This window comes from Pedobacter sp. 10L46_2, from assembly GCF_056395165.1.
Genome location: NZ_JBFTIZ010000034.1, coordinates 1 through 21784, shown reverse-complemented (window position 1 = coordinate 21784; position 21784 = coordinate 1). Strand labels below are relative to the sequence as shown.

Genomic DNA, 21784 nt, shown 5'->3' with positions numbered 1-21784 from the left:
AAAAACATTTCAAGTTTTAATTGTATCTTAAACCCATTACTTTTGTTAACACTGTTAACTAAAATTAAACTAGTATGGGAATCGCAGAACGTAAGATCAGACAAAAGGAAGAGTTCAGGGCTAGCATACTTGAAGCTGCCTGGCTACAAGTGCTAACTGATGGCTGGCAATCTTTATCTATTCGTAAAATTGCCGACGCCATCGAATACAGTATTCCGGTTATCTACAATCATTTCGAGAATAAGGAGGCTATTCTTTTGGAATTTACTAAAGAGGGATTTCAAAAACTCGCAGATGCGCTGCTTGAAGTAAAGAATAAATATACTGAGCCATCAGAACAACTGGAGGCCATTGCTCATGCTTACTGGGATTTTGCTTTTGAACACAAGGAATACTATCAGTTGATGTTTGGCCTTGGGATACCTGCATGTGAAATGGTAAATCAAATTGCCGAAATGAAATACATGACTGGTATTATGATCACAACTATTCAGGAAGCAATTGCTTCGAGCAATAATACCGAAACCAACTATTTTCTAAAGTACCATACTTATCTCTCAATACTGCATGGTTTGGTTTCAATAGAGATGATCCAGAAAGTAGGAAAGCCCGATCCGGAGAAGAAATTAATCCTTCAGGATGCAATTTCGGGATTTATTAAATCACTTACAATTAAATAATCACCAAAATTTATATATTTAGCATCAACTGAAAAACTGAAAGTTTAAACATGAGAAAACTATTTAACACTAATTTCAACAATGAGGGCGTACATTTTATGCTGCTTATTACACGTATTGCTATTGCTGCATTTATGCTTACGCATGGTCTTCAAAAATTACCATGGCTTTTGGCAGGAGGTGAGATTCAGTTTGCAGATCCTATAGGTCTTGGTCAAACAGCTTCTCTGGTATTAACCGTGTTTGCTGAAGTTGTATGTTCCGTTTTAGTTTTGTTAGGTCTGGGAACCAGATTTGCAGTAATACCTCTGATTATACTTATGCTTGTGGCTAGTCTTATTATTCATGCACCAGATGCATTTGAGAAGAAAGAACTTGCATTTCATTACCTGCTTACTTACTTGTTTTTACTTGTTGCTGGCTCAGGTAAGTATAGCATTGATCATTTAATAAGCCGCAATATGAATGGCCGCAGACGGTAGTAAAAAAAGATTTGTATAATTTTACTGAATAATCCGTTATAGCTGTTATGAAAAAGATATTATTAGTTTGCCTGATGGCGATAGGGGTAGCTGGTTGTGGTATAAACAAACAGGCACGACAAATAAAAGCACTTGAAAGATGTAAATATAGGATCACTTCGGCTGATGAGATTACTCTGGCAGGAGCTGATGTGAAAAAGATGATCAGCAATCAGGATATTAATTTGGGTAGCCTTCCGGGACTTGCTCTGGGATTATTGAGAAAAGATGTTCCATTAAGAGCTCGGTTGAACCTGGAAGTAAAAAATCCTTCCGGTGATGATGCTTCTATTAATCAGTTTGAGTACAAAATATTGATTAACAGACAAGAACTTGCTGCCGGTTTTGTAAATCAGGAAGTAAATGTTGCTGCGGGACAGGCTACGGTAGTCCCGGTTGATATGGAAGTAAATATCTATCCGTTTATCTCCGATAGCAAGGTAATGAGGGAAATCACTGAGTTTATTCAATCTGGAAAGAATGGACCCGAAAAGAAAGGGATACTTACACTTAAAATCAGACCAAGTATTAAAGTTGCCGGTGGATTAGTGAAATATCCGGGCTTTATTACTATTGATAAAGAAGTAAGCAGCAAAATTCTCCTATAAGAACCGTAGTATTTTTGCATGATTGTTACGGAGTTTAGTTTTTAATAACACTTCGGATTAATGTTTTTTAATTATTTTCGGGCTATCTTGAGGTTACATAAAATGTAATCTAAGATATGTATATGAAGTTACGTTTATGCTTACTCCTGCTTACTGCGCTGGTTCCTTCGTTAATTAAAGCCCAAAATATGCAGCAACTTAATGCTGCTGAGATTAAACAAGGCCTTGAAGGATTAAATGTTGTTGGCAGTGTTTTATATATTGCTGCACATCCTGATGATGAAAATACCCGCTTACTAGGCTATCTGGCTAAAGAGAAAAAAGTTAGAGCCGGTTATTTATCATTAACCAGGGGCGACGGCGGACAAAATCTTATAGGTAATGAACAGGCTGAATTACTTGGGTTGATCCGTACTCAGGAATTGCTGGCCGCCAGACGTACAGATGGTGCTGAACAATTCTTTACAAGAGCAAACGACTTCGGATTTTCGAAGAATTCTGATGAGAGTTTTAAGATCTGGGATAAATCAAAAATACTTGCCGATGTAGTTTGGGTGATTCGTAAGTTTCAGCCTGACGTGATCATTACCCGCTTTCCTGAAGATTCACGCGCAGGTCACGGACACCATTCTGGTTCTGCAATATTGGCTCATGAAGCTTTTGTAGCGGCTGCTGATCCTAAGCAATTTCCTGAACAGCTTGCTTTTGTAAAGCCATGGCAGGCAAAACGCATTCTTTGGAATACCTTTAATTTTGGAGGTAATAATACCACTTCAGATGATCAGCTGAAAATTGATGTGGGCGGTTATAATGCTCTGTTGGGTAAAAGCTATGGAGAGATTGCTGCCGAAAGTAGATCTAATCATAGAAGCCAGGGCTTTGGTTCTTCCAGACAACGTGGATCAGCTATAGAGTTTTTTAGTTATGTAGCTGGTGAGAAGGCGTCTAAAGATATATTTGAGGGCGTAGATTTTACCCTTAATCGGAATCCTGGAAATGGAGAGATACAAAAACTTGTTTCTGAAATTAATGCTGAATACGATGTTGCCGATCCATCTAAATCGGTAATAAAACTTTTAAAGCTTAAGCAACTGGTAAAAGGAAAGCCCTTTAAACAAGATTTGCTGGACGACTTGATCCTGGCTTGTGCGGGAATCTGGTTTGAAAGTGCTGCGGTAAGTTCATCTTATGCTTTAGATGCTCCTGTTGACGTTAGAATACAGGCTATTGCAAGGGCTAAACAAGGTTTCCCCTTAAAGATGAGTATTGAGGAAATTAATAGCAAAGCTTCTTTTGATTTGCCGCCTAATCAATTTGTTTCTCAGGATAAAACTATATCAACTTCAGGTATAAAAATTACTCAGCCTTACTGGCTGGAAAAGAGACATACTTTAGGTTCGTATGTAGTTGATTCATTGTCAAAGATTGGGCTTGCAGAAAATCCAATAGGCTTAAGCGGTTTATTCCGGATCAAAATAGGTGATCAGGTGATTGAAAAGAAACGACCTGTAGTTTATAAATATACGGACCAGGTACGTGGTGAAATTTATAAACCTTTAGTAATTGCGCCCCCTGTAACTGCTACTATGGGTGAAAAGGCATTTGTTTTTATTAATAATGAGCCTAAAAGAATAGCTATTCAGCTCAGAAGTTTTAAGGATAATGCAGTAGGAGTATTGAAGCCCGCAATTCCAATGGGATGGAAGGTTGCTCCTGAAAATATTAGCTTTAACCTGGCTAAAAAAGGTGAAGAACAGACCGTTGAATTTACAATTACCCCAGCAGGGAGTACCATTAACGGTAATTTAGTTTTAAATGTTGTTGTTGATGGCAAAACATACAATCGTGCTTTGCATGTAATAGACTATGAGCATATTCCTACTCAAACACTTTTTCCATTTGCTGAGGCAAAGGTGGATAAGGTAGACTTAAAGTTGGCAGGAAAACGCATAGGTTATATAGCAGGAGCGGGAGATTTAGTTCCGGAGTCATTAAAACAGATTGGTTACGAGGTAATTAACCTAACCGCAGGACAGGTTGTGAATGGAGATCTTTCAGGATTCGATGCAATAATTGCTGGTGTTAGGTTATATAATGTAAGTGAACAGATTAAAAGCATGCAGCCCAAACTGATGAAGTATGTAAATGATGGTGGGACTTTACTGATTCAGTATAATGTAAATGGCCCTTTGCGACTAGATAACTTAGGTCCATACCCTTTTGGCCTGTCTCGAGATAGGGTAACAGAGGAAGATGCCAAAGTTACAATACTAAAATCTGATGATCCTGCTTTGAACTATCCGAATAAAATTACAGATAAAGATTTTGAAGGCTGGGTACAGGAGCGAGGATTGTATTTTGTTACCGATGTTGATCAAAAGTACAGGACCCTTTTGAGCATGCATGATGATGGTGAAGGTGAGAAGACAGGGTCTTTAATTATTGCAGATTATGGCAAGGGTAGATTTGTTTATACTGGTTTATCATTTTTCAGACAACTGCCCGCAGGCGTGCCGGGTGCTTATAGACTCTTTGTGAATTTAATATCAGTTAAGAAGTAATATAATAACAGCATGGCAGAACATGACAACCCGGTACCAGAGAAACCAGAGCAAGAGTTGCCGCCTTTTGTTAAAACCTGGAAACAGTTTTACCGGTTACTGATAGGCTGGCTTGTATTTCTGATCCTGATTTTTTACGCATTTACAAAATACTTCGAATGAGTGTTATAGATTGGGCAGTATTAATTCTTACACTCGTTGTAATTGTAGTTTACGGCATTTATAAAAGCCGTGGGGCTCAAAACATTCAGGGCTATTTACTGGGTAACCAATCTTTGCCTTGGTACCATGTTTGTCTGTCAGTTATGGCTACCCAAGCCAGTGCAATTACTTTTTTATCTGCACCTGGTTTGGCGTATTCTTCGGGGATGAGCTTTGTACAGTTTTATTTTGGTGTACCATTGGCAATGATCGTTTTGTGTATCACGTTTGTGCCTATTTTTCATCGTTTAAAGGTATATACCGCTTACGAGTATCTTGAACAGCGGTTCGACCTTAAAACAAGGGCTTTAACCGCATTTCTTTTTCTTGTGCAAAGAGGACTTTCTACTGGTATTACCATTTATGCCCCTTCAATTATCCTTTCTACTATTTTAAATATCAATACTACTTACACTACTTTGTTTATTGGAAGCTTAGTGGTGTTCTATACTGTTTATGGGGGTACAAAAGCAGTTTCCTATACGCAGATGCTTCAAATGAGCATTATATTTTGTGGTTTGTTTGCTGCGGGTATTATGGTAGTTCATTTACTACCTGCAGATATTGGCTTTGTGAAAGCGATAAATATAGCTGGTAAAATGGGTAGGGCAAATGCGATAGACTTCACCTTTGATCCGAATAATCAATACACTGTATGGACAGGTTTACTGGGAGGTTTCTTTCTACAATTATCGTATTTTGGAACTGATCAGAGTCAGGTTGGCCGTTATTTATCTGGCGCATCTGTTAGTCAGAGCAGACTGGGCTTATTGATGAATGGCCTTGTTAAAATACCTATGCAGTTCCTGATATTGCTGATAGGCGTATTGGTTTTTACTTTTTATCAATATAATAAACCACCCATATTCTTTAACAGTTTTGAGCTGAACAAGCTGGAGAATAGTAAATATAATCCTGAACTGAATAAAATAAAGGCCGACTATGATGTGGCTTTTAAAGAAAAGCAAGTTGAGGTTAATAAAATGAATGTTGCTTTGGACAAAGATGATAAATCGTTGATTGACCGGCAGAGAAAGGCATTGCAACAGGCAGACGAGAAGGAGAAGTCGATAAGAAAACAAGCTACTGACTTAATGGTTAAGAATGATGAGCATGCAAATACAAAAGATAATAACTATATATTTCTAAGTTTTGTAACTCAATATTTGCCACAGGGACTTATAGGATTATTGATTGCGATCATATTTCTCGCTTCAATGGGATCTACTGCCAGTGCCCTAAATTCATTGGCATCCACAACAGTGATTGATATTTATAAGCGTCTGATTAAGAAAGATGCTTCAGATCATGAATACTTGCAGGCTTCCAGACTTGCAACAGTATTTTGGGGTGTGATTTGCATTGTTATGGCACTTTACGCAAGTAAGATAGGTAATTTGCTGGAGGCTGTGAACATACTTGGTTCTTATATTTATGGTACCATACTTGGTGTTTTTCTAGTTGCTTTTTATGTACGGCATGTAAATGGTAGGGCTGTGTTTTTTGCAGCTTTAGCAACGGAACTGGTGATTATAATTATTGGTAAACTTGATCTTGTTGCTTACCTATGGCTAAATGTGATTGGGTGTTTATTGGTAGTTCTTTTGTCGGTAATTATTCAGAGTATGATGAAGAAAACAGGAATTGCCGGGGAGAAAAATAATATTTAATATGATACGAAGTTTTTTAACTGCTTTTGTTTTAACTGTTTCTACTGTTACGGTATTTGGACAGCATGCATGGAAAAAGGTAACTGATGAACTGATATTTAACAATCCCCCATTTGATCAATGCCATGCATCTACATTGGTTGAAATTGATGGAGGAAAATTAATGGCTGCATGGTTTGGTGGTAGTCATGAAGGAAGTAAAGATGTAAGGATCTGGCTATCTATAAATGAACAGGGAAAATGGACTAGCCCTGTTGCCGTTGCCGATGGTAAAGTGAATGGTGAATGGTCTTCTCCTTTATGGAATCCGGTATTATTTAAAACAAAGAAGGGAAAACTTTTTTTGTTCTATAAAGAAGGGCCCTCGCCAAGAGAATGGTGGGGAATGGTGCGAACTTCTGATGATAATGGCAAAACATGGTCTGCTAAAACCCGTTTGCCGGAAGGGGTGTTGGGACCAATAAAAAATAAACCTATTGAGTTAGCTGACGGGACAATTTTGTCTCCATCAAGTACTGAAACTGATGATAAGTGGAGTGTGCATATAGAACGGTCTGGAGATGGAGGTAAAACATGGGCGATTATACCTGTTGATGCAGATAGTAGATTTGATGTAATCCAGCCAAGTATATTGATTCATGGGGGAAATAAACTTCAGATATTATGTCGAAGTAAACAGGGGGTCGTTGTTGAATCGTGGTCGGAAGATAGTGGGAAAACATGGGGTAAATTAAGCGCTACCACTTTGATGAATCCTAATTCAGGAACTGATGCTCAAACATTGAAAGACGGTAAGCATATGATTGTTTATAATCCAACTGTTCCAGGTAAGGAATGGTTTAATGGGCGATATAAATTAAACGTCGCTTTGTCGGAAGATGGGGAAAAATGGAATGATATTCTAAAGCTCGAAGATGGCGATACTAAAAAGGAGTTCAGTTATCCGTCAATAATTCAGACTAAAGATGGCAAGGTTCATATCAGCTATACATTTGATAGAAGGAATATTAAGCACATAGTGCTTGAATAATTTGATAAATATAAGACAGGATGCTGATTTATGGTATCCTGTCTTATATTTATGTTTTTGGATAATATTATTTTTTAGTCTCAGCTAATAAGCCAGTATGTAATCTAATATATTCAGGATTTTTAATCTCAGTGGCTAATTTTATGCCTTCCTCTGCAGTGGCTGCTGCAGCTTTCTTATCTCCTGATTTTAATTGAACACGTCCTTTTAGTAATTTAACCCATGGCGCTTTAGGATCTGCAGTTTCAGCAGCGGTAGCCCATTCAAGTGCTTTGCTTAAGTCTTTTCCAGTTTCAAGGTAATAGTATGCAGCCTGAAAGTAAGGTTTTTTCTCTCCTTTCATTGCCTCATCAATACCTGCCATCACTTTGGCGTCAAAATCAGTAGATAAATCAACCGTTAAAGCAGTATTTTCCCACATTAACTGCAATTTGGCAGTATTTGGATAAACATCGGCAAATTGAATAGTAAATGTTTCTACTTTCTCCTTAAGTTTAGTTGGCTTAACCTTTATGCGCAATATATCATCACTTTCTTTATACTCATAGGCACCCCATTGTTTTGATCCTTTGTTTATGATTACGGTCCATTCACTCTCTCCTGGAATGGTAAATAATTCATATTCTCCGGCAGCAAGATCTTTTCCTCCAATTTTAACGGCCTCTGTAAAAGCGATGGTAGTAGCAGAATTAGCACCGGTTCTCCATACAGAACCATATGGTTCTAATCCGCCAAAGATTTTACGTCCCTTAGTGTTTGGACGAGAATAACTGATAGTTACTTTACCCAGACCAAAATCCTGAGAAATGGTTTGCCCTGAGCTTGGTTGAGGCATTTTTACACCTTGTGCCTTAAGCTCAGATTGTAATGATACCGTTAGCGCAATAAGCAGTACTGTTGTTAATGTCTTTTTCATGATCATAAATTTGTTTTAGGTGATCAGTCAGTTTGAACAGAGCTGATCTAAGTTTTGTTGACGCTAAATTACCACTTATTTGATGCTTTAATTCAACAAAATCTTAAATTCGTTGCTATGGTCAATTTGCGTAATACAATAGCAATTTTAGCGCTCTTTCTTATTTCTTGTTCTGGTGCGAAATATTTCTCAGAGCCAATATTGGAGACGGGAGTCTCCAAAAAGCTGGCTATTTATCGCAAATTGACTTTAAGTAATATCAACTACAAAATCGGACTGGATATTCCTAAGAATAGGAGTGAGATTATAAATGCTACAGAAGAAATAGCATTTCAACTTAGATCGACTAAATATCCATTGCAGCTGGATTTTAGAGAGGATGCTAAAAAGATAAAAAGTCTGGAAGTAAACGGTGTTTCTGTAGCGGTGGATCATAGGGAAGAACACTTGATTATAGATTCTAAATACCTAAAGCAAGGAGAGAATATAATAGGTTTGAGTTTTGAGGCTGGTGAGGCTGCACTTAACAGGAACAGTGATTATTTATATACTTTGTTTGTTCCGGATAGAGCGCGGACAGTTTTTCCTTGCTTTGATCAGCCTGATTTAAAAGCAACATATAACCTCACTTTAAAAATTCCGGCGGATTGGAATGCTTTGGCTAATGCTGGGTTAAAAGATTCTGTTGTTACAAACGACTGTAAAACCTACCGATTTAATACATCAGATACCTTAAGTACTTATTTATTTGCTTTTGCGGTAGGAAAGTTTACACTTGCAAATGGTAAAGTCGGAAACATGCTGACCGATTTTCTATACCGAGAAACTGACTCGTTAATTATAAAAAACAGCTTGAATGAAGTGTTTAACATTCATTCGAAGTCATTGAGTTATCTGGAACAGTGGACTGGAATTCCTTATCCTTTTCAAAAATTTGGTTTTGTGGCTATTCCGGATTTTCAGTTTGGAGGTATGGAACATGTAGGTGCAATTCAGTATAAGTCGTCGGCCTTATTTCTCGATGAAGGTGCTACTAAGGATCAACTAAATGGTCGCAATAACTTAATTGCTCATGAAACTGCTCATATGTGGTTCGGAGATTTGGTTACCATGAACTGGTTTACAGATGTTTGGATGAAAGAAGTTTTTGCAAATTTTATGGCTGATAAGAGTGCGGAAAATATTACTGGGAAAGAAGCATTTGATCTTAAGTTTTTGATAGATCATTTCCCTGCAGCTTATGGGGTAGATCGTACTACGGGTTCAAATCCAATAAGACAAGATTTAGATAATTTAAAAGATGCAGGAACACTTTATGGAAATATCATTTACCATAAAGCTCCAATAATGATGAGACAGTTGGAGCGTTTAATGGGAAAGGAGAAATTTCAATTAGGTGTGCAGGAATACCTGAAGAAATTTGCGAATAAAAATGCTTCCTGGCCAGAGCTAATTACAATCCTTGATAAACATTCGGAGCATGATTTAAATAAATGGAATAAGGTCTGGGTAAATGAGGCGGGAAGACCTTTGGTTGACTATACGGTTAAAGCTGTAGGTAATAAAATTAGTAAGTTCATAATTAAGCAGAAGCCAGAGTATGGGGCAAATAGGATTTGGCCACAATTAATAGAAGTAACTCTTTATTATCCTGGTTATAGTAAAGAATTAACAGTGAGCCTCAATAATAAAGAAGTTAGATTAAAAGCTGCTGAAGGAATGGATGTGCCATCTTTTGTTCTGTTTAACTCATCAGGACAGGGGTATGGTCTTTGGCCATTGGATAAAAAAATGTTTAATGAGATATATTTGGTTGATAAGCCTTTGAGCAGGGCTGCTGCCTATATTTCATTGTATGAGAATATGTTAAGTGGGAGGTATATTAAACCATCGGACCTGTTAAATCTGTTTGTAAAAGGGCTGGATCAGGAAAAAGAAGAGCTAAACCTCAAACTGATGACCAATTATATCAGTAGTATTTATTGGGGACTCATTTCAGCCTCCGAACGTACTGGCGTATCCACATCATTGGAGAGCAATTTGTGGAACAGTATGCAGAAGCAAAGTTTGCCTAATAACAAGAAGGTGCTTTTTAAAACCTACCAAGACATATATCTATCGGCTAACGCCGGTGAAAAGTTGCACCGAATTTGGGAAAGTCAGAAAATTCCTGCAGGATTAAAGCTGACAGAAGATGATTATACCTCATTGGCCTTTTCACTTGTATTGAGAGATGGTGATAGTTCGATTCTGGGTAAGCAGCTTAAGCGAATAAGTAATGGGGACAGACGAAAAAGATTTGAATTTATTATGCCAGCTGTATCTTCTGCAGAAACAAAACGGGATGCCTTTTTTAAGAGTCTTGAACTAAAATCGAATAGAGAAAAGGAATCAAATGTGGGGGCTGCCTTATATTATCTTCATCACCCACTAAGACAAACTAGTTCGTTTAAATATTTAGCGAAGAGTCTGGATATGTTGGCTGAAATACAAAAAACAGGAGATATCTTTTTTCCTCAAAACTGGCTTCAATCTACATTTGGGTATTATCAGAGCGCGGAGGCCCTAAAAATTGTTCAAGACTTTTTGGAAAAGAACCCCCGCTATAATCCAAAGTTGAAGGCCAAAATTCTTCAGTGTTCTGATAATTTATTTAGAGCACAAAAATTATTAAAAGAATAAGGTCATTATTTAAGTTCGGTATAGGTGATCTTAAAAGTTTGCTTACTTTGAAGTATTGTAAACTGTTTAGGGTAATCAACACTATCGTATTGATAACTGAAATCGGTATTTTCCAGCGGTTTATGTGTATTTGAATAGCTTAGCCTGTTGTTTGTATCGGCACAAAAAAAGCTGTAGCCCATTTCCAGAAATAGCAATTGAGCATGCTGTACATTCTTGAAGATTCCATTTTTTTCGTCATGGGTATATTTAATGGGAGATGCATCATTAGGAGAACCTTTTACGATAATACCTGATACATTTCCAGCTGAGCTATATGACCATGTACTTTCTTTATATGGATAAGAGGGGCCGTCGCCTGATGCTTGAATAGAAATCAGTTGTTCTTTAGTATTTCTCGTCAACATCAGGGAACCGGTAGGTGTATCTACTTTACCATCTATATCGAAAAATGTAACCTTTAAATCTGTATTGGCTGTTTTTCTAAAATAAATAGATTTAAAAGGTATTTTGCTTTTGTATTTAAGACATTCAAAGGGTAATTGATCTCGGTAAGTTATTTTAACACTGTAGCCATCGGAACTATTAACTTCTGAAATAAGAGCTGAGTTTTCGACGTATTTAAGGTTAATAATCAGATTTTCCGATTCCAGTTTTATGGGGATAAATTGTTTTTTAACAGGATCTGTAATAATCGGTTTATCTGTTTCTACAGGTTTTTCTTCTTTTCTAGGTTTAGCCTTTTTACAAGAGGCAATTAAATATAATTCCAACAATTGTAAGGACATATCTAAACTTTAATGTATTCATCATTATCTTTTGAAATGTTAGCGATCAACAGGTATCAAACATATTTATAAATATCTCTTTTAACAAATTTATTTTCTTTTTAGTTTGTTTTTTAGTTCTTTTAAAGAAATATAATTCTTTTTAAAGAATTGTAAGCGTATTGAAATATTGATAAAAGTATTGCTTGAAATACGGTCTGAAATTGGGTTCCTGTGCTTAAAACACGTACTTTTGCTTGACTATTTCTTTTAGCGACTAACGTTTATTAAACCCTAACTATGGACGATTTTTTAGCTGCCCGACTCCAGATGGCCTTCTCTCTTGGCTTTCACATTGTTTTTGCATGTATTGGTATGGTGATGCCCTTTTTTATGTCAGTAGCTCATTTTTACTGGCTAAAAACAAAAAAGGTTGTCTATAAGGACGTTACAAAAGCCTGGAGCAAGGGTGTTGCAATATTTTTTGCAACGGGAGCAGTTTCGGGAACGGTATTATCTTTTGAACTAGGACTCCTGTGGCCAACATTTATGGAGCACGCAGGTCCTATATTTGGAATGCCGTTTTCTTTAGAGGGGACGGCATTTTTTATTGAAGCGATAGCCCTTGGGTTTTATTTATATGGATGGGACAAGTTAAATCCGTGGTTTCACTGGGTGACTGGTGTTGTTGTAGGAATAAGTGGGTTATTGTCAGGAATTCTTGTGGTTGCTGCAAATGCCTGGATGAACAGCCCCGCCGGTTTTGACTTTGTGGATGGTAAGTATTTAAACATAGATCCTATAAAGGCAATGTTTAATGATGCCTGGTTTTCTCAGGCGCTCCATATGTCGGTTGCTGCATTTGTATCTACCGGATTTGCCGTAGCAGGTGTACACGCCCTGATGATTCTTAGAGGGAAAAATGTGCTCTTTCACAGTAAAGCTTTTAAAATAGCAGCAGTATTTGGAACAGTTGCAGCTTGCTTGCAACCTATCAGTGGTGATATTTCTGCTAAGGATGTTGCTCATCGCCAGCCAGCAAAACTCGCAGCTATGGAGGCTCATTTTCATACAGAAAGAAATGCGCCATTAATTATTGGAGGAATACCAGATACAGCGAATAAAAAAGTTGATTACGCAATTAAAATTCCTGGTCTGCTTAGTTTTATGACTACAGGGAATTTTAGTGGGGAAGTTAAAGGTCTCGACGTGATCCCAAAAGAAGACCAACCTCCGGTAGCGGTAACACATTATGCCTTTCAGATTATGGTTGGACTTGGAATGGCAATGGTGTTCATTGCTTTATTGTACTTTATAGCCCTTTGGAAAAAGAGACAATGGCTTAATAGTAACTGGCTATTAAAGCTTTTTATAATTGCAACTCCTATGGGATTTATAGCTTTGGAGGCAGGGTGGACGGTAACAGAGGTTGGACGACAACCCTGGATTATCAACGGTGTTATGCGGACTGTGGATGCTGCAACGCCAATGCCTGGAATTGCTTATTCCTTCTATCTCTTTACTGGTGTATACATTTCGTTGGCAATTATAGTGAGTTTATTGCTGTACCGTCAGATTACGATGGTTGGTAAATTATATGATTCTACTTCCAAACTACCTAAAAATTAATATTATGATCTATGTTGTTATTGTTTTCCTGTGGACATCAATTCTATTATATATCTTATTAGGTGGTGCAGATTTTGGAGCGGGAATTATAGAATTGTTTACCTCCAAAGGTAATCGATCCAAAACGCGTAAAACTATGTATGAAGCTATTGGCCCTATATGGGAGGCAAATCATATGTGGTTAATTATTGCTATTGTTATCCTTTTTGTTGGGTTCCCTAAAATTTATACTACAGTTTCAATCTATCTGCATATTCCATTAGTATGTATGTTACTTGGCATTATTGCCCGTGGAACTGCCTTCGTATTTAGAAACTATGATGCCGTTAAGGATGATATGCAAAAAGTATATACCCCAATTTTTATTTATTCAAGCTTAATCACCCCATTTTTCCTTGGAATAATTGCTGCCAGTTCCGTATCAGGTCAAATAGATGTTCAGGCACAAGATTTTCTTTCCGCCTATGTTTTTAGCTGGCTAAACTGGTTCTCTGTTTCGGTTGGGGTATTTACAGTTAGTATATGTGGTTTTTTGGCCACTATTTTTATCATAGGGCAGGCGGCTGACGATGACAGAAGCTTCTTTATCGGAAAAGCAAGGCGAACAATCTATACGGTTATGTTTTGTGGAGCACTAGTTTTTGTTGCTGCTTATCATGAAAACATCCCATTAGCAAGTTGGATTTTTGGAGACACTTTGGGTTTGACCGCCATTATTGCTGCAAGTATTTCATTGATTATTATGTTTTTCTTACTTCAGCGGAAGAAGCCTATATTGCTTCGTTTGCTTGCAGGATTTCAGGTTGCTATGATCTTATTTGCTGCCACATACAGCCATTTTCCAGACATCGTACTCCTTAAAAATGGGGCGAATTTATCGTTACTTACCCATCAGGGACAAGCAAAGGCGATAGATACATTAGGCTACGCCTTATTGATTGGCAGTATATTTATTCTGCCCGCCCTGGGTTATCTGATCTACATATTTCAACAAAAAAAGGAAGTACAGGAAGCCCATTAATTTGTATTGAGGTGGAATGCTATTGTAAAATTGATTGTAACAAGAATATTAACCGCTAAACTTGCTCATTAGGATTAAACCTAAGCGAGTTTAGTGAGTCATAATTCCAAAGCTATAGTTAATGACAAACTTTCACCAAATATGAAATCAATATTCTTAAAAATCACAGTAAATACTTTATTGCTCGCTGGTTTTTGCATGACAGTGCAAGCACAAAAACTTAAAGATGTGCAGGAAGGCAGTATAACTGCTCCGACTAACATAAAAGTTGATGGAAGAAATACAGAATGGAACGATACCTTTCAGGCCGAAAATAAACGGACCAGTATTTTATATACAATAAGTAACGATGATAAGAACTTATACCTTGTAATTAAATCAACTGATATAGCAAATAATTCAAAGATTCTTGCCGGTGGAATTACGCTTGCTATAAATACTGAAGGAAAAAAGAAAGAAAAGGAAAGCATTACACTTACATATCCATTGATTAACAGACCCGCACAAGGTGGTGGACAGGGAGGTGGACGGCGCCAAATGGGTGCCATAATGGGTGGAGGCGGAGGGGTAACGCAAACTCCTGAACAAAGAGATTCTATGATGGCTGTAATGCAAAAAAGGCAATTAAGTCAGGTCAAGGAAATTAAGATCAGCGGGTTTAAAAAAACAACCGATACCCTTATTTCCGTTTATAACGATTTAGGTATAAAGGCATTTGCTAGTATAGGGAATGACAAAGCATTCTTCTACGAATTGGCAATCCCATTTGAAGAGTTGGGCATTTCGAAAGATGCACCAAAGGAATTTGCATATAATATAAAATTGAATGGTTTACAATTTCAGAGACCAGATGGCGGTGACGGCGACGGAGGAGGAAGAGGCGGTTTTGGTGGTAATAGAGGCGGCGGTGGCGGTGGCAACTTCGGCCCTAGACGTTCTGGAATTGATTTTCAAGCATTAACCAGCCCAACAGATTTTTGGGGAAAATATATCCTTAAATAAGCTGTATACATAGATACTACTCACACACAAATAAACCACACAAACAAAAAATGAATTATTTATATAATGCATTGAGACCTGCTATTGTATTATTTCTACTGGTATTCAGTTCTGTAGTACTTTATGCACAGGGGCAACAAAATCCTCCTCCACCCTTGCCTACGCGTGAGATAAGTGGAATTGTAAAGGATTCTACAGACCTCGGAGTAATTGGCGCAACTGTTAGTTTAACTTCCGACAAGGATACCCTAAAAACCAGTACTAATAATGATGGTGTATTTGTTTTTAGAAATGTAAAGTCAGCAACTTACATTATTGTAGTTCAGAGTATTGGGTATGTTAATACCCCAGCAATGCGTTTTAAACAAAACGACACAAGCCCAAGGATTGTGATGGATCCAATAGTTCTTAAGGAAGAGCATAATACTTTGAATGAAGTAGTTATTAATGGAACTCCTTCAATTACCTATAAAACAGATACAGTTGAATACAAGGCCAGCGATTACATTGTCCGAAAGAATGCTACTGTAGACGAACTGCTCAAAAAGATGGAAGGTATGGAGGTAGGTACTGATGGAAGTTTAGTCCATCAGGGAGAAGCAGTTACTAAGGCCAAATTGAATGGAAAGGAATATCTTGGAGGTGACATCGCAAATGCAATTAAAAATCTTCCTGCTGAAATCGTTGATAAAATTCAGATTGTTGATGACTATGGTGATCAGGCGGCCCGTACAGGCGTAAAGGATGGTGATCCTGAAAAAATACTGAATATTACTACAAGAACAGATAAGTCTGTTGGAAATATGGTGAATCTGAACACCGCTGGAGGCAGTAAGGAAAGAAAGGAAGCCGGATTATTTGCTACGCGGATTAACGGAAATCAACAGATTGGTATAAACGGTAATTATAAAGATGCAATTAATCTTAATGCATTAAGTGGCACGACAAAGAATGCAAATGCCAGATTTAGTTTGCGTGATAAAATCGGGAAAAAAATAGACTATAATTTGGGCTATCAATTTCAAAATTCCAATGGAGACAATTTGAATGAGACCGAATCCCTAAGTATTTTAAATAATGGGCAATTGCACTCCAACAGTTCAAATACAGGCTTGCAAAAATCAAATAATCATAATTTTAAGCTTGAATTTGAAGTAAACCTGGACTCAAGTAATTACCTTAAAGTTGTCCCGACTTTCCAGTCTAATTCTACCGATAATAATGGCTCCTCCACCTTAAGCCAAAGAGGGAGTAGTCTTTCAATGGGGCTGGATCAGGACCGCCGCATAACAAATTCAAATTCCAGCACAGCGCCTCAATTTGGTATTTCCGCTTTTTATCAGCATCTGTTTAAAAAATACAGAAGGAATTTTTCAACCCAGATAGATTTGAATAAAAATAATCAGGATAATGAGCAGGAAAGATACAATTTCACAACTTTTTATACTGAAGCGGCGCAAGACGGGAAAGATTCTATAATTAATCAGATCATAGCACGTAAGAATCGACGTGATAATTATCGCGGGAGTATGACTTATGTGGAGCCTCTTGGAGTCAATACTCAATTCGAGGTGAATGCCCAGATAAATTACAATGGTTATGACAATACCGCGACGACAAGGGATATTTTAGATGGCGGCGTTTCAGATATTATAGATTCATTAAGCAACATTTATAATTATTCCTTTACACAGGGCCGGGTGGCGTTGAATTTTAGATATGGAATGACTAATGCTTCTAAAGTTCGTTTTTCTGTTGGTTTAACAGGTGTGCCAGCTTTATTATCCGGAACTAAAGTAAGTCTGGGTACGACAACAAACCGGACCAGTTTTAACCTGATCCCTATTGCAAGATTTGAATATCATTGGAGCAGACAGCAAAGAATATCCTTGAACTATTCAGGGAATGCAGTAGAACCAACATTTGATCAGATACAACCGGTAAGGGATGTTACAAATCCAAATAATCCGGTTATTGGTAATCCAGACCTGATAGCCACTTTTGTGCATACTTTAAGAGGTGATTATAATAATTATATTGCAAACTCCAAGCTCAATCTTTCACTAAACGTAAATGGGGCATATACGGAAAACGCTGTAATCAGAAATGTGGCAACTGTTGACAATCCAGATCCAAACCTCCCTGGCAGTAAAATTAATGAAACACGCTTTTTGAATGTTAGTGGAGTGTATAGACTAACCGGTAATTACAACATCAGTAAGCAACTCAACAACAGAAAGTATAATTTGCAACTTAATGGTACGGTGAGTTATAATCATAGCCTGAGTATGCGGGACGGTATCTTGAATACTACTGATATTACTTCTTTCGATCAGCGCTTTGGCCCAAAAATTAATCCTACGGAGTGGTTCGAAATCAATCCGAACATCGGATACAAAAATGAAAAATCTAATTCAACGCTTCGTTCCGGTAATAATGAAATTAACACGCTTTCTCTTAATTTAGATGGAAGAGTATATTTATGGGATGTATGGATGTTGGGTTACAATGGCAGTAAGCAGTTCATAAATGGTATAGTCGGAAATACAAATAATAGCCCTTTAGTGATAAATGCGAGTTTGGAACGTCAACTGTTTAACCGGAGAGGCCAGATCACTTTTCAGGCATTTGACATTTTAAATCAGAATAATTTTCTAAGAACACAGCAACCAGATGATGGCGGTTATATAAATACAAGAGTAAATCCCATCAGTAGATACTTTATGCTTAAACTGAGTATGAGACTGCAAAAATGGTCTGGTTCTCAAGGACGTGGTGGTAGAGGCATTATGCGTCGCGGAGACGGAAGCTTTATGTAGGACTTGATTTTTTAGGTGAGACACCTATGTTGATCAAAAATCCGTATTTTGGGTAGCTAACCAAATGCGGATTTTTTTGTCTGTTGTAATTTATGAGGAAAACTCTACTAATCATCCTAATTCTATATTGTTTTACCCATTTTGAAGGTCTGGGCCAAATTGGCACACCTCAAATACTTAACTATAATAATGACCAGTATAAAGCCGGAATGCAGAATTGGGATATTGCTCAAGACAAGAACGGTATTTTATATTTTGGCAATAATGAAGGTTTACTGAGGTTTGATGGCAGGTTCTGGAATCTTATTAAATTGCCAAATTTTACTTCTGTAAGATCTGTTGAAATAGATTCGAAAGATAGGATCTTTATTGGGGGACAGGATGAAGCCGGATATTTTTATCCAGAGAAAAATGGAATATTGAAATATCATTCAATTATCCCTCTCATCCCCGAAAAATACCGAAGTTTTGCCGATATATGGAATGTTGCTATTATAGATGATGCAGTAGTTTTCAGAACAACCAGCGTTATTCTTTATTATAAAGATGGGGTTGTAAAAACCTATAAACCAGATATAGAATGGCAATTTGCAGGTAAGAGTAATCATCAGTTTTTTGCTCATTCTAAAGGGCATGGATTAATGATTTATGACGGTGAGATCTGGAAACCATATTGTTCAGATCCAGTGTTGCTAAAATCTGCGGTGACTTCCATAATAGAATACAATAAAGACACCATGCTGGTCGCCACGTTAAAAAATGGACTTTTTTTAATGCACAACGGAAAACTTACACCTAAACCAACAGCCCTGGATCAGATATTTTATAACGACAGGATTTATGGTGCTGATAGGATAGACAGTAATAAGTACGTAATTGGAACTACCTCTGCAGGGGTTCTAATTATTAACAAACAGGGGAAGGTTTTACAAAAATATACCTATAAGGATGGTTTACAGAATAACAATGTAAGAGGCTTTATTACTGATAGGAGCAAAAACCTTTGGTTAGCACTGAATGATGGGATTGATTATGTTGCCATTAACAGCGCAGTAAAAAGCATATTTCCTGATAAGAATAAACAGATAACAAGCTATGCTATACGTAATTTCAATGGGAAATTATATATCGGAACATCTAATGGCTTATATGTAACAGAAATTGAAGATGGTATTGCTGATTTAAGTTTGTCGACCAAAGCATTTACGGAAGTTAAAAACTCTAAAGGGCAGGTCTGGAATCTTAGCGAAATCAACAACAAACTTTTAATGGGGCATGAGGATGGCTTTTTTGAAATTGAAAATGATGTTGCCCATCAAATATATAATCGGCCGGGAACATGGTTGTTTGAACCAACTTCAGAGGTTTATCCTTCACAGGATATTATAGCTGGCACCTATCTGGGTCTTCAGAAAATAAGTTATAGAAATGGAAGTTTTACCAATCAGGGCAAAATCATCTATACAGATAAGCAAGGGCTGCCTTCACATTTGTATAATTACATTTTTAAAATAAAGAATCGGGTTGTGGTCGCAACTAAAAATGGTGTATATGAATATGATGCGGCAAAAGATAATTTTAAGCCTTTTGTCTTACTTAGCGAAGCATTAAAGCAAATGCGAATCCAATATCTTAAAGAAGATTCTAAAGGAAACTTATGGTTTGTCTCAGATAAAAAAGTTGGAATATTAGATTTTGGACATCCAACAACTACAAAATCATTTACAATACATTATTTTCCTCAGCTAGATGGTAAAATAGTTGGTGGATTTGAGTCTATTTATTATCTGAATGATGAGAATGTTTTTATAGGTGCCAATAAGGGTGCTTATCATTTAAATTATGCCAAGTATTTGGAGAATATCCCAAAACCTAATGTTTTACTAGGTACAGTAAAGCTTTTTGGTAAAAAGGATAGTACAATCTTTGGTGGTTATTTCCTGAATAAAGATAAAATGGTAAAAACTCAGGATTTATCCTCTGTTTTAAAACTTGCGAATGTGTACAGTTCTCTTCATTTTGAATATTCATCTACACTATTTGAGCATCAGGCAAATATTGAATTCGGTTATCAACTTGTTGGCTTTGATAAAGAATGGTCGTCCTGGACGCAAAAAAGTGAAAAAGATTATACTAACCTCCCTGCCGGGAAGTATACATTTAATGTTAGAGCCAGAAATAGTTTTGGCAACGAGTCTGAAGTTGTGGGGTATACTTTTGAAATTTTGCCTGCCTGGTATCAAACGATATGGATGTATATGTTCTATGTATTGCTCCTGGGCGTAATTATCTATATGTTCTTTAAGTGGCAAAAGAAGAAACATATCAAAGCCCAGACCAGATTAAGCTATCTTCATCAGCTTGAAATGGATCGTAGCGAAAAAGAAATCGTCCGTTTAGAATACGAAAAACTGGAAGCCGATGTAAATTATAAAAATAGAGAGCTATCTAATATGACTATGCATCTGGTCCAGAGAGGCAAGGTGCTGGCTAAAATAAAAGAGGTGATTTCTGCTGTAATTAAAAATCACGATATCAACGACAGTTCCCCCAGCTTCCGACACTTGATCCGACTCATAAGAGATGTTGAAAAGAGTGATCAGGACTGGGAAAACTTCTCAATCCATTTTAATACTGTTAATACTAATTTCTTTAATAAGCTAAAAGATCAGTTTCCGGAGCTCACACCTAATGAGCTTAAATTATGTGCTTATCTTAAAATGAACCTTTCTACCAAGGAAATTGCTCAGCTCATGAACATTACAATAAAAGCAGTGGAGGTAGGAAGGTATCGGTTAAGGAAGAAACTGCATATTCAGTCTGAAACTAATCTATATGATTTCCTTATCCAGATATCAAGAACTGCTGAGGGCTCCTGATTAAAATAACTGTATTGTAAATCAGGAGTTTAGTTGCTCGCTGTAGTGGCGATGTAGTGGCGCTTGTATGGCGATAATGCCTTTGAATTTCTTTTTGTAGGGGTAGTGTAGTGGTATGGAAATATTATAAAAACCGTTTCCAGGTATAGATTTGAGTTAGCTGAAACCGCCAGGTGGAAGCCAAATTAACCAATTATAAACTAAACTAAATCTTATTGTATGAAAAGAAGTCTTACACTTATTTTCTTCGTTTGCTGTCTTCTTATGTCCCCATTTGCCTCAATGGCACAGGAAGTAACAGCAACGGGTAAGGTAACAGACAAGAGCGATGGAAAACCATTGCCAGGAGTTACCATAACATTACAAGGCACCACAAAAGCAACGCTCACAGACGCCAGCGGAAATTTTAGGATCGCGGTTCCCTCTGCAGGGTCAAAACTAATCATCAGCCAATTGGGGATGGTTTCACAAACAATAACCGTAACTAATAGCTCCTCTGTTAACATTGCATTAGAGACAGACGTTACTGCATTAGGAGAGGTAGTAGTAGTAGGTTATGGAACTCAGAAAAAGAGTAACGTTACTGGGTCAATTTCAAGTGTAAAAGCTAAGGACCTGGAAAGCATGCCGATAAATAGGGTCGAACAGGCTTTACAGGGCAGAACTTCCGGAGTAACCATAGCAACAAATAACGGGCAACCGGGAAGTGCAGCCACGGTAAGGATTAGGGGGTATACTACCTTTGCAAAAGATGGTAACAACAATCCTCTATGGGTGGTTGACGGAGTGATTGTAGAT

The 21784-nt window shown here is 37.3% G+C and carries 16 protein-coding genes; 14 read left to right on the top strand and 2 right to left on the bottom strand.

Annotation, left to right across the window (positions count from 1 at the left end):
• The first annotated feature begins 74 nt into the window (after positions 1 to 74).
• From AC1DDX_RS05945 to AC1DDX_RS05915, 7 genes are all read left to right on the top strand, one after another.
• Complete coding sequence (locus AC1DDX_RS05945) at positions 75 to 680, top strand: TetR/AcrR family transcriptional regulator (RefSeq protein WP_048906972.1); 606 nt, start codon at positions 75 to 77, stop codon at positions 678 to 680.
• Positions 681 to 730: 50 nt separating this feature from the next.
• On the top strand, positions 731 to 1162 hold the full coding sequence (locus tag AC1DDX_RS05940; RefSeq protein WP_172659563.1) for a DoxX family protein: 432 nt from the start codon (positions 731 to 733) through the stop codon (positions 1160 to 1162).
• 47 nt (positions 1163 to 1209) lie between these two features.
• Complete coding sequence (locus tag AC1DDX_RS05935) at positions 1210 to 1809, top strand: LEA/WHy family protein (RefSeq protein WP_172659564.1); 600 nt, start codon at positions 1210 to 1212, stop codon at positions 1807 to 1809.
• Between the two features lie 122 nt (positions 1810 to 1931).
• Positions 1932 to 4370, top strand: a complete 2439-nt coding sequence (locus tag AC1DDX_RS05930) for a PIG-L family deacetylase (RefSeq protein ID WP_288881006.1) — start codon at positions 1932 to 1934, stop codon at positions 4368 to 4370.
• Between the two features lie 12 nt (positions 4371 to 4382).
• Positions 4383 to 4532 (top strand): hypothetical protein, encoded by a 150-nt coding sequence (locus tag AC1DDX_RS05925; RefSeq protein WP_172659566.1) that lies wholly within the window; start codon positions 4383 to 4385, stop codon positions 4530 to 4532.
• Positions 4529 to 6241, top strand: a complete 1713-nt coding sequence (locus AC1DDX_RS05920; RefSeq protein ID WP_172659567.1) for a sodium:solute symporter family protein — start codon at positions 4529 to 4531, stop codon at positions 6239 to 6241. The genes AC1DDX_RS05925 and AC1DDX_RS05920 overlap by 4 nt, the downstream gene beginning before the upstream one ends.
• Before the next feature lies 1 nt (position 6242).
• The gene (locus tag AC1DDX_RS05915) at positions 6243 to 7271 is read left to right on the top strand and encodes a sialidase family protein (RefSeq protein WP_337716458.1); all 1029 of its coding nucleotides are present in this window, start codon (positions 6243 to 6245) and stop codon (positions 7269 to 7271) included.
• A gap of 67 nt (positions 7272 to 7338) precedes the next feature.
• Here the strand turns inward: AC1DDX_RS05915 and AC1DDX_RS05910 are convergent, their stop codons facing one another.
• A complete protein-coding gene (locus AC1DDX_RS05910; protein ID WP_246269407.1) occupies positions 7339 to 8187 on the bottom strand; it encodes a DUF2911 domain-containing protein in 849 nt (282 codons plus the stop codon).
• A gap of 117 nt (positions 8188 to 8304) precedes the next feature.
• Between AC1DDX_RS05910 and AC1DDX_RS05905 the strand changes: the two genes are divergently transcribed.
• The gene (locus AC1DDX_RS05905; RefSeq protein WP_288881000.1) at positions 8305 to 10869 is read left to right on the top strand and encodes a M1 family metallopeptidase; all 2565 of its coding nucleotides are present in this window, start codon (positions 8305 to 8307) and stop codon (positions 10867 to 10869) included.
• 5 nt (positions 10870 to 10874) lie between these two features.
• Here the strand turns inward: AC1DDX_RS05905 and AC1DDX_RS05900 are convergent, their stop codons facing one another.
• Entirely contained in the window at positions 10875 to 11657 is a 783-nt protein-coding gene (locus AC1DDX_RS05900; protein ID WP_288880998.1) for a hypothetical protein, read from the bottom strand.
• A 279-nt stretch (positions 11658 to 11936) separates the two neighbouring features.
• Between AC1DDX_RS05900 and AC1DDX_RS05895 the strand changes: the two genes are divergently transcribed.
• The 6 genes from AC1DDX_RS05895 to AC1DDX_RS05870 form a co-directional block, all read left to right on the top strand.
• On the top strand, positions 11937 to 13265 hold the full coding sequence (locus AC1DDX_RS05895) for a cytochrome ubiquinol oxidase subunit I (RefSeq protein ID WP_288880995.1): 1329 nt from the start codon (positions 11937 to 11939) through the stop codon (positions 13263 to 13265).
• Between the two features lie 4 nt (positions 13266 to 13269).
• Positions 13270 to 14286, top strand: coding sequence for a cytochrome d ubiquinol oxidase subunit II (locus AC1DDX_RS05890; protein ID WP_172659572.1), 1017 nt, complete (start codon positions 13270 to 13272; stop codon positions 14284 to 14286).
• Between the two features lie 141 nt (positions 14287 to 14427).
• Entirely contained in the window at positions 14428 to 15288 is an 861-nt protein-coding gene (locus AC1DDX_RS05885; protein WP_337716460.1) for a hypothetical protein, read from the top strand.
• Positions 15289 to 15338: 50 nt separating this feature from the next.
• A complete protein-coding gene (locus tag AC1DDX_RS05880) occupies positions 15339 to 18107 on the top strand; it encodes an outer membrane beta-barrel protein (protein WP_337716462.1) in 2769 nt (922 codons plus the stop codon).
• Between the two features lie 92 nt (positions 18108 to 18199).
• The gene (locus AC1DDX_RS05875; protein ID WP_477621861.1) at positions 18200 to 20986 is read left to right on the top strand and encodes a ligand-binding sensor domain-containing protein; all 2787 of its coding nucleotides are present in this window, start codon (positions 18200 to 18202) and stop codon (positions 20984 to 20986) included.
• A gap of 219 nt (positions 20987 to 21205) precedes the next feature.
• On the top strand, positions 21206 to 21784 hold a 579-nt coding region (locus tag AC1DDX_RS05870), incomplete at its 3' end, for a carboxypeptidase-like regulatory domain-containing protein (RefSeq protein WP_477621860.1).

Bases quoted from the DNA above. Each gene is read 5' to 3' on its own strand.
- AC1DDX_RS05915 (WP_337716458.1), top strand. From the start codon at position 6,243: ATGATACGAAGTTTTTTAACTGCTTTTGTTTTAACTGTTTCTACTGTT.
- AC1DDX_RS05900 (WP_288880998.1), bottom strand. From the start codon at position 11,657: ATGTCCTTACAATTGTTGGAATTATATTTAATTGCCTCTTGTAAAAAG.
- AC1DDX_RS05940 (WP_172659563.1), top strand. From the start codon at position 731: ATGAGAAAACTATTTAACACTAATTTCAACAATGAGGGCGTACATTTT.
- AC1DDX_RS05885 (WP_337716460.1), top strand. From the start codon at position 14,428: ATGAAATCAATATTCTTAAAAATCACAGTAAATACTTTATTGCTCGCT.
- AC1DDX_RS05945 (WP_048906972.1), top strand. From the start codon at position 75: ATGGGAATCGCAGAACGTAAGATCAGACAAAAGGAAGAGTTCAGGGCT.
- AC1DDX_RS05905 (WP_288881000.1), top strand. From the start codon at position 8,305: ATGGTCAATTTGCGTAATACAATAGCAATTTTAGCGCTCTTTCTTATT.
- AC1DDX_RS05925 (WP_172659566.1), top strand. From the start codon at position 4,383: ATGGCAGAACATGACAACCCGGTACCAGAGAAACCAGAGCAAGAGTTG.
- AC1DDX_RS05910 (WP_246269407.1), bottom strand. From the start codon at position 8,187: ATGAAAAAGACATTAACAACAGTACTGCTTATTGCGCTAACGGTATCA.
- AC1DDX_RS05920 (WP_172659567.1), top strand. From the start codon at position 4,529: ATGAGTGTTATAGATTGGGCAGTATTAATTCTTACACTCGTTGTAATT.
- AC1DDX_RS05895 (WP_288880995.1), top strand. From the start codon at position 11,937: ATGGACGATTTTTTAGCTGCCCGACTCCAGATGGCCTTCTCTCTTGGC.
- AC1DDX_RS05875 (WP_477621861.1), top strand. From the start codon at position 18,200: ATGAGGAAAACTCTACTAATCATCCTAATTCTATATTGTTTTACCCAT.
- AC1DDX_RS05930 (WP_288881006.1), top strand. From the start codon at position 1,932: ATGAAGTTACGTTTATGCTTACTCCTGCTTACTGCGCTGGTTCCTTCG.
- AC1DDX_RS05880 (WP_337716462.1), top strand. From the start codon at position 15,339: ATGAATTATTTATATAATGCATTGAGACCTGCTATTGTATTATTTCTA.
- AC1DDX_RS05935 (WP_172659564.1), top strand. From the start codon at position 1,210: ATGAAAAAGATATTATTAGTTTGCCTGATGGCGATAGGGGTAGCTGGT.
- AC1DDX_RS05890 (WP_172659572.1), top strand. From the start codon at position 13,270: ATGATCTATGTTGTTATTGTTTTCCTGTGGACATCAATTCTATTATAT.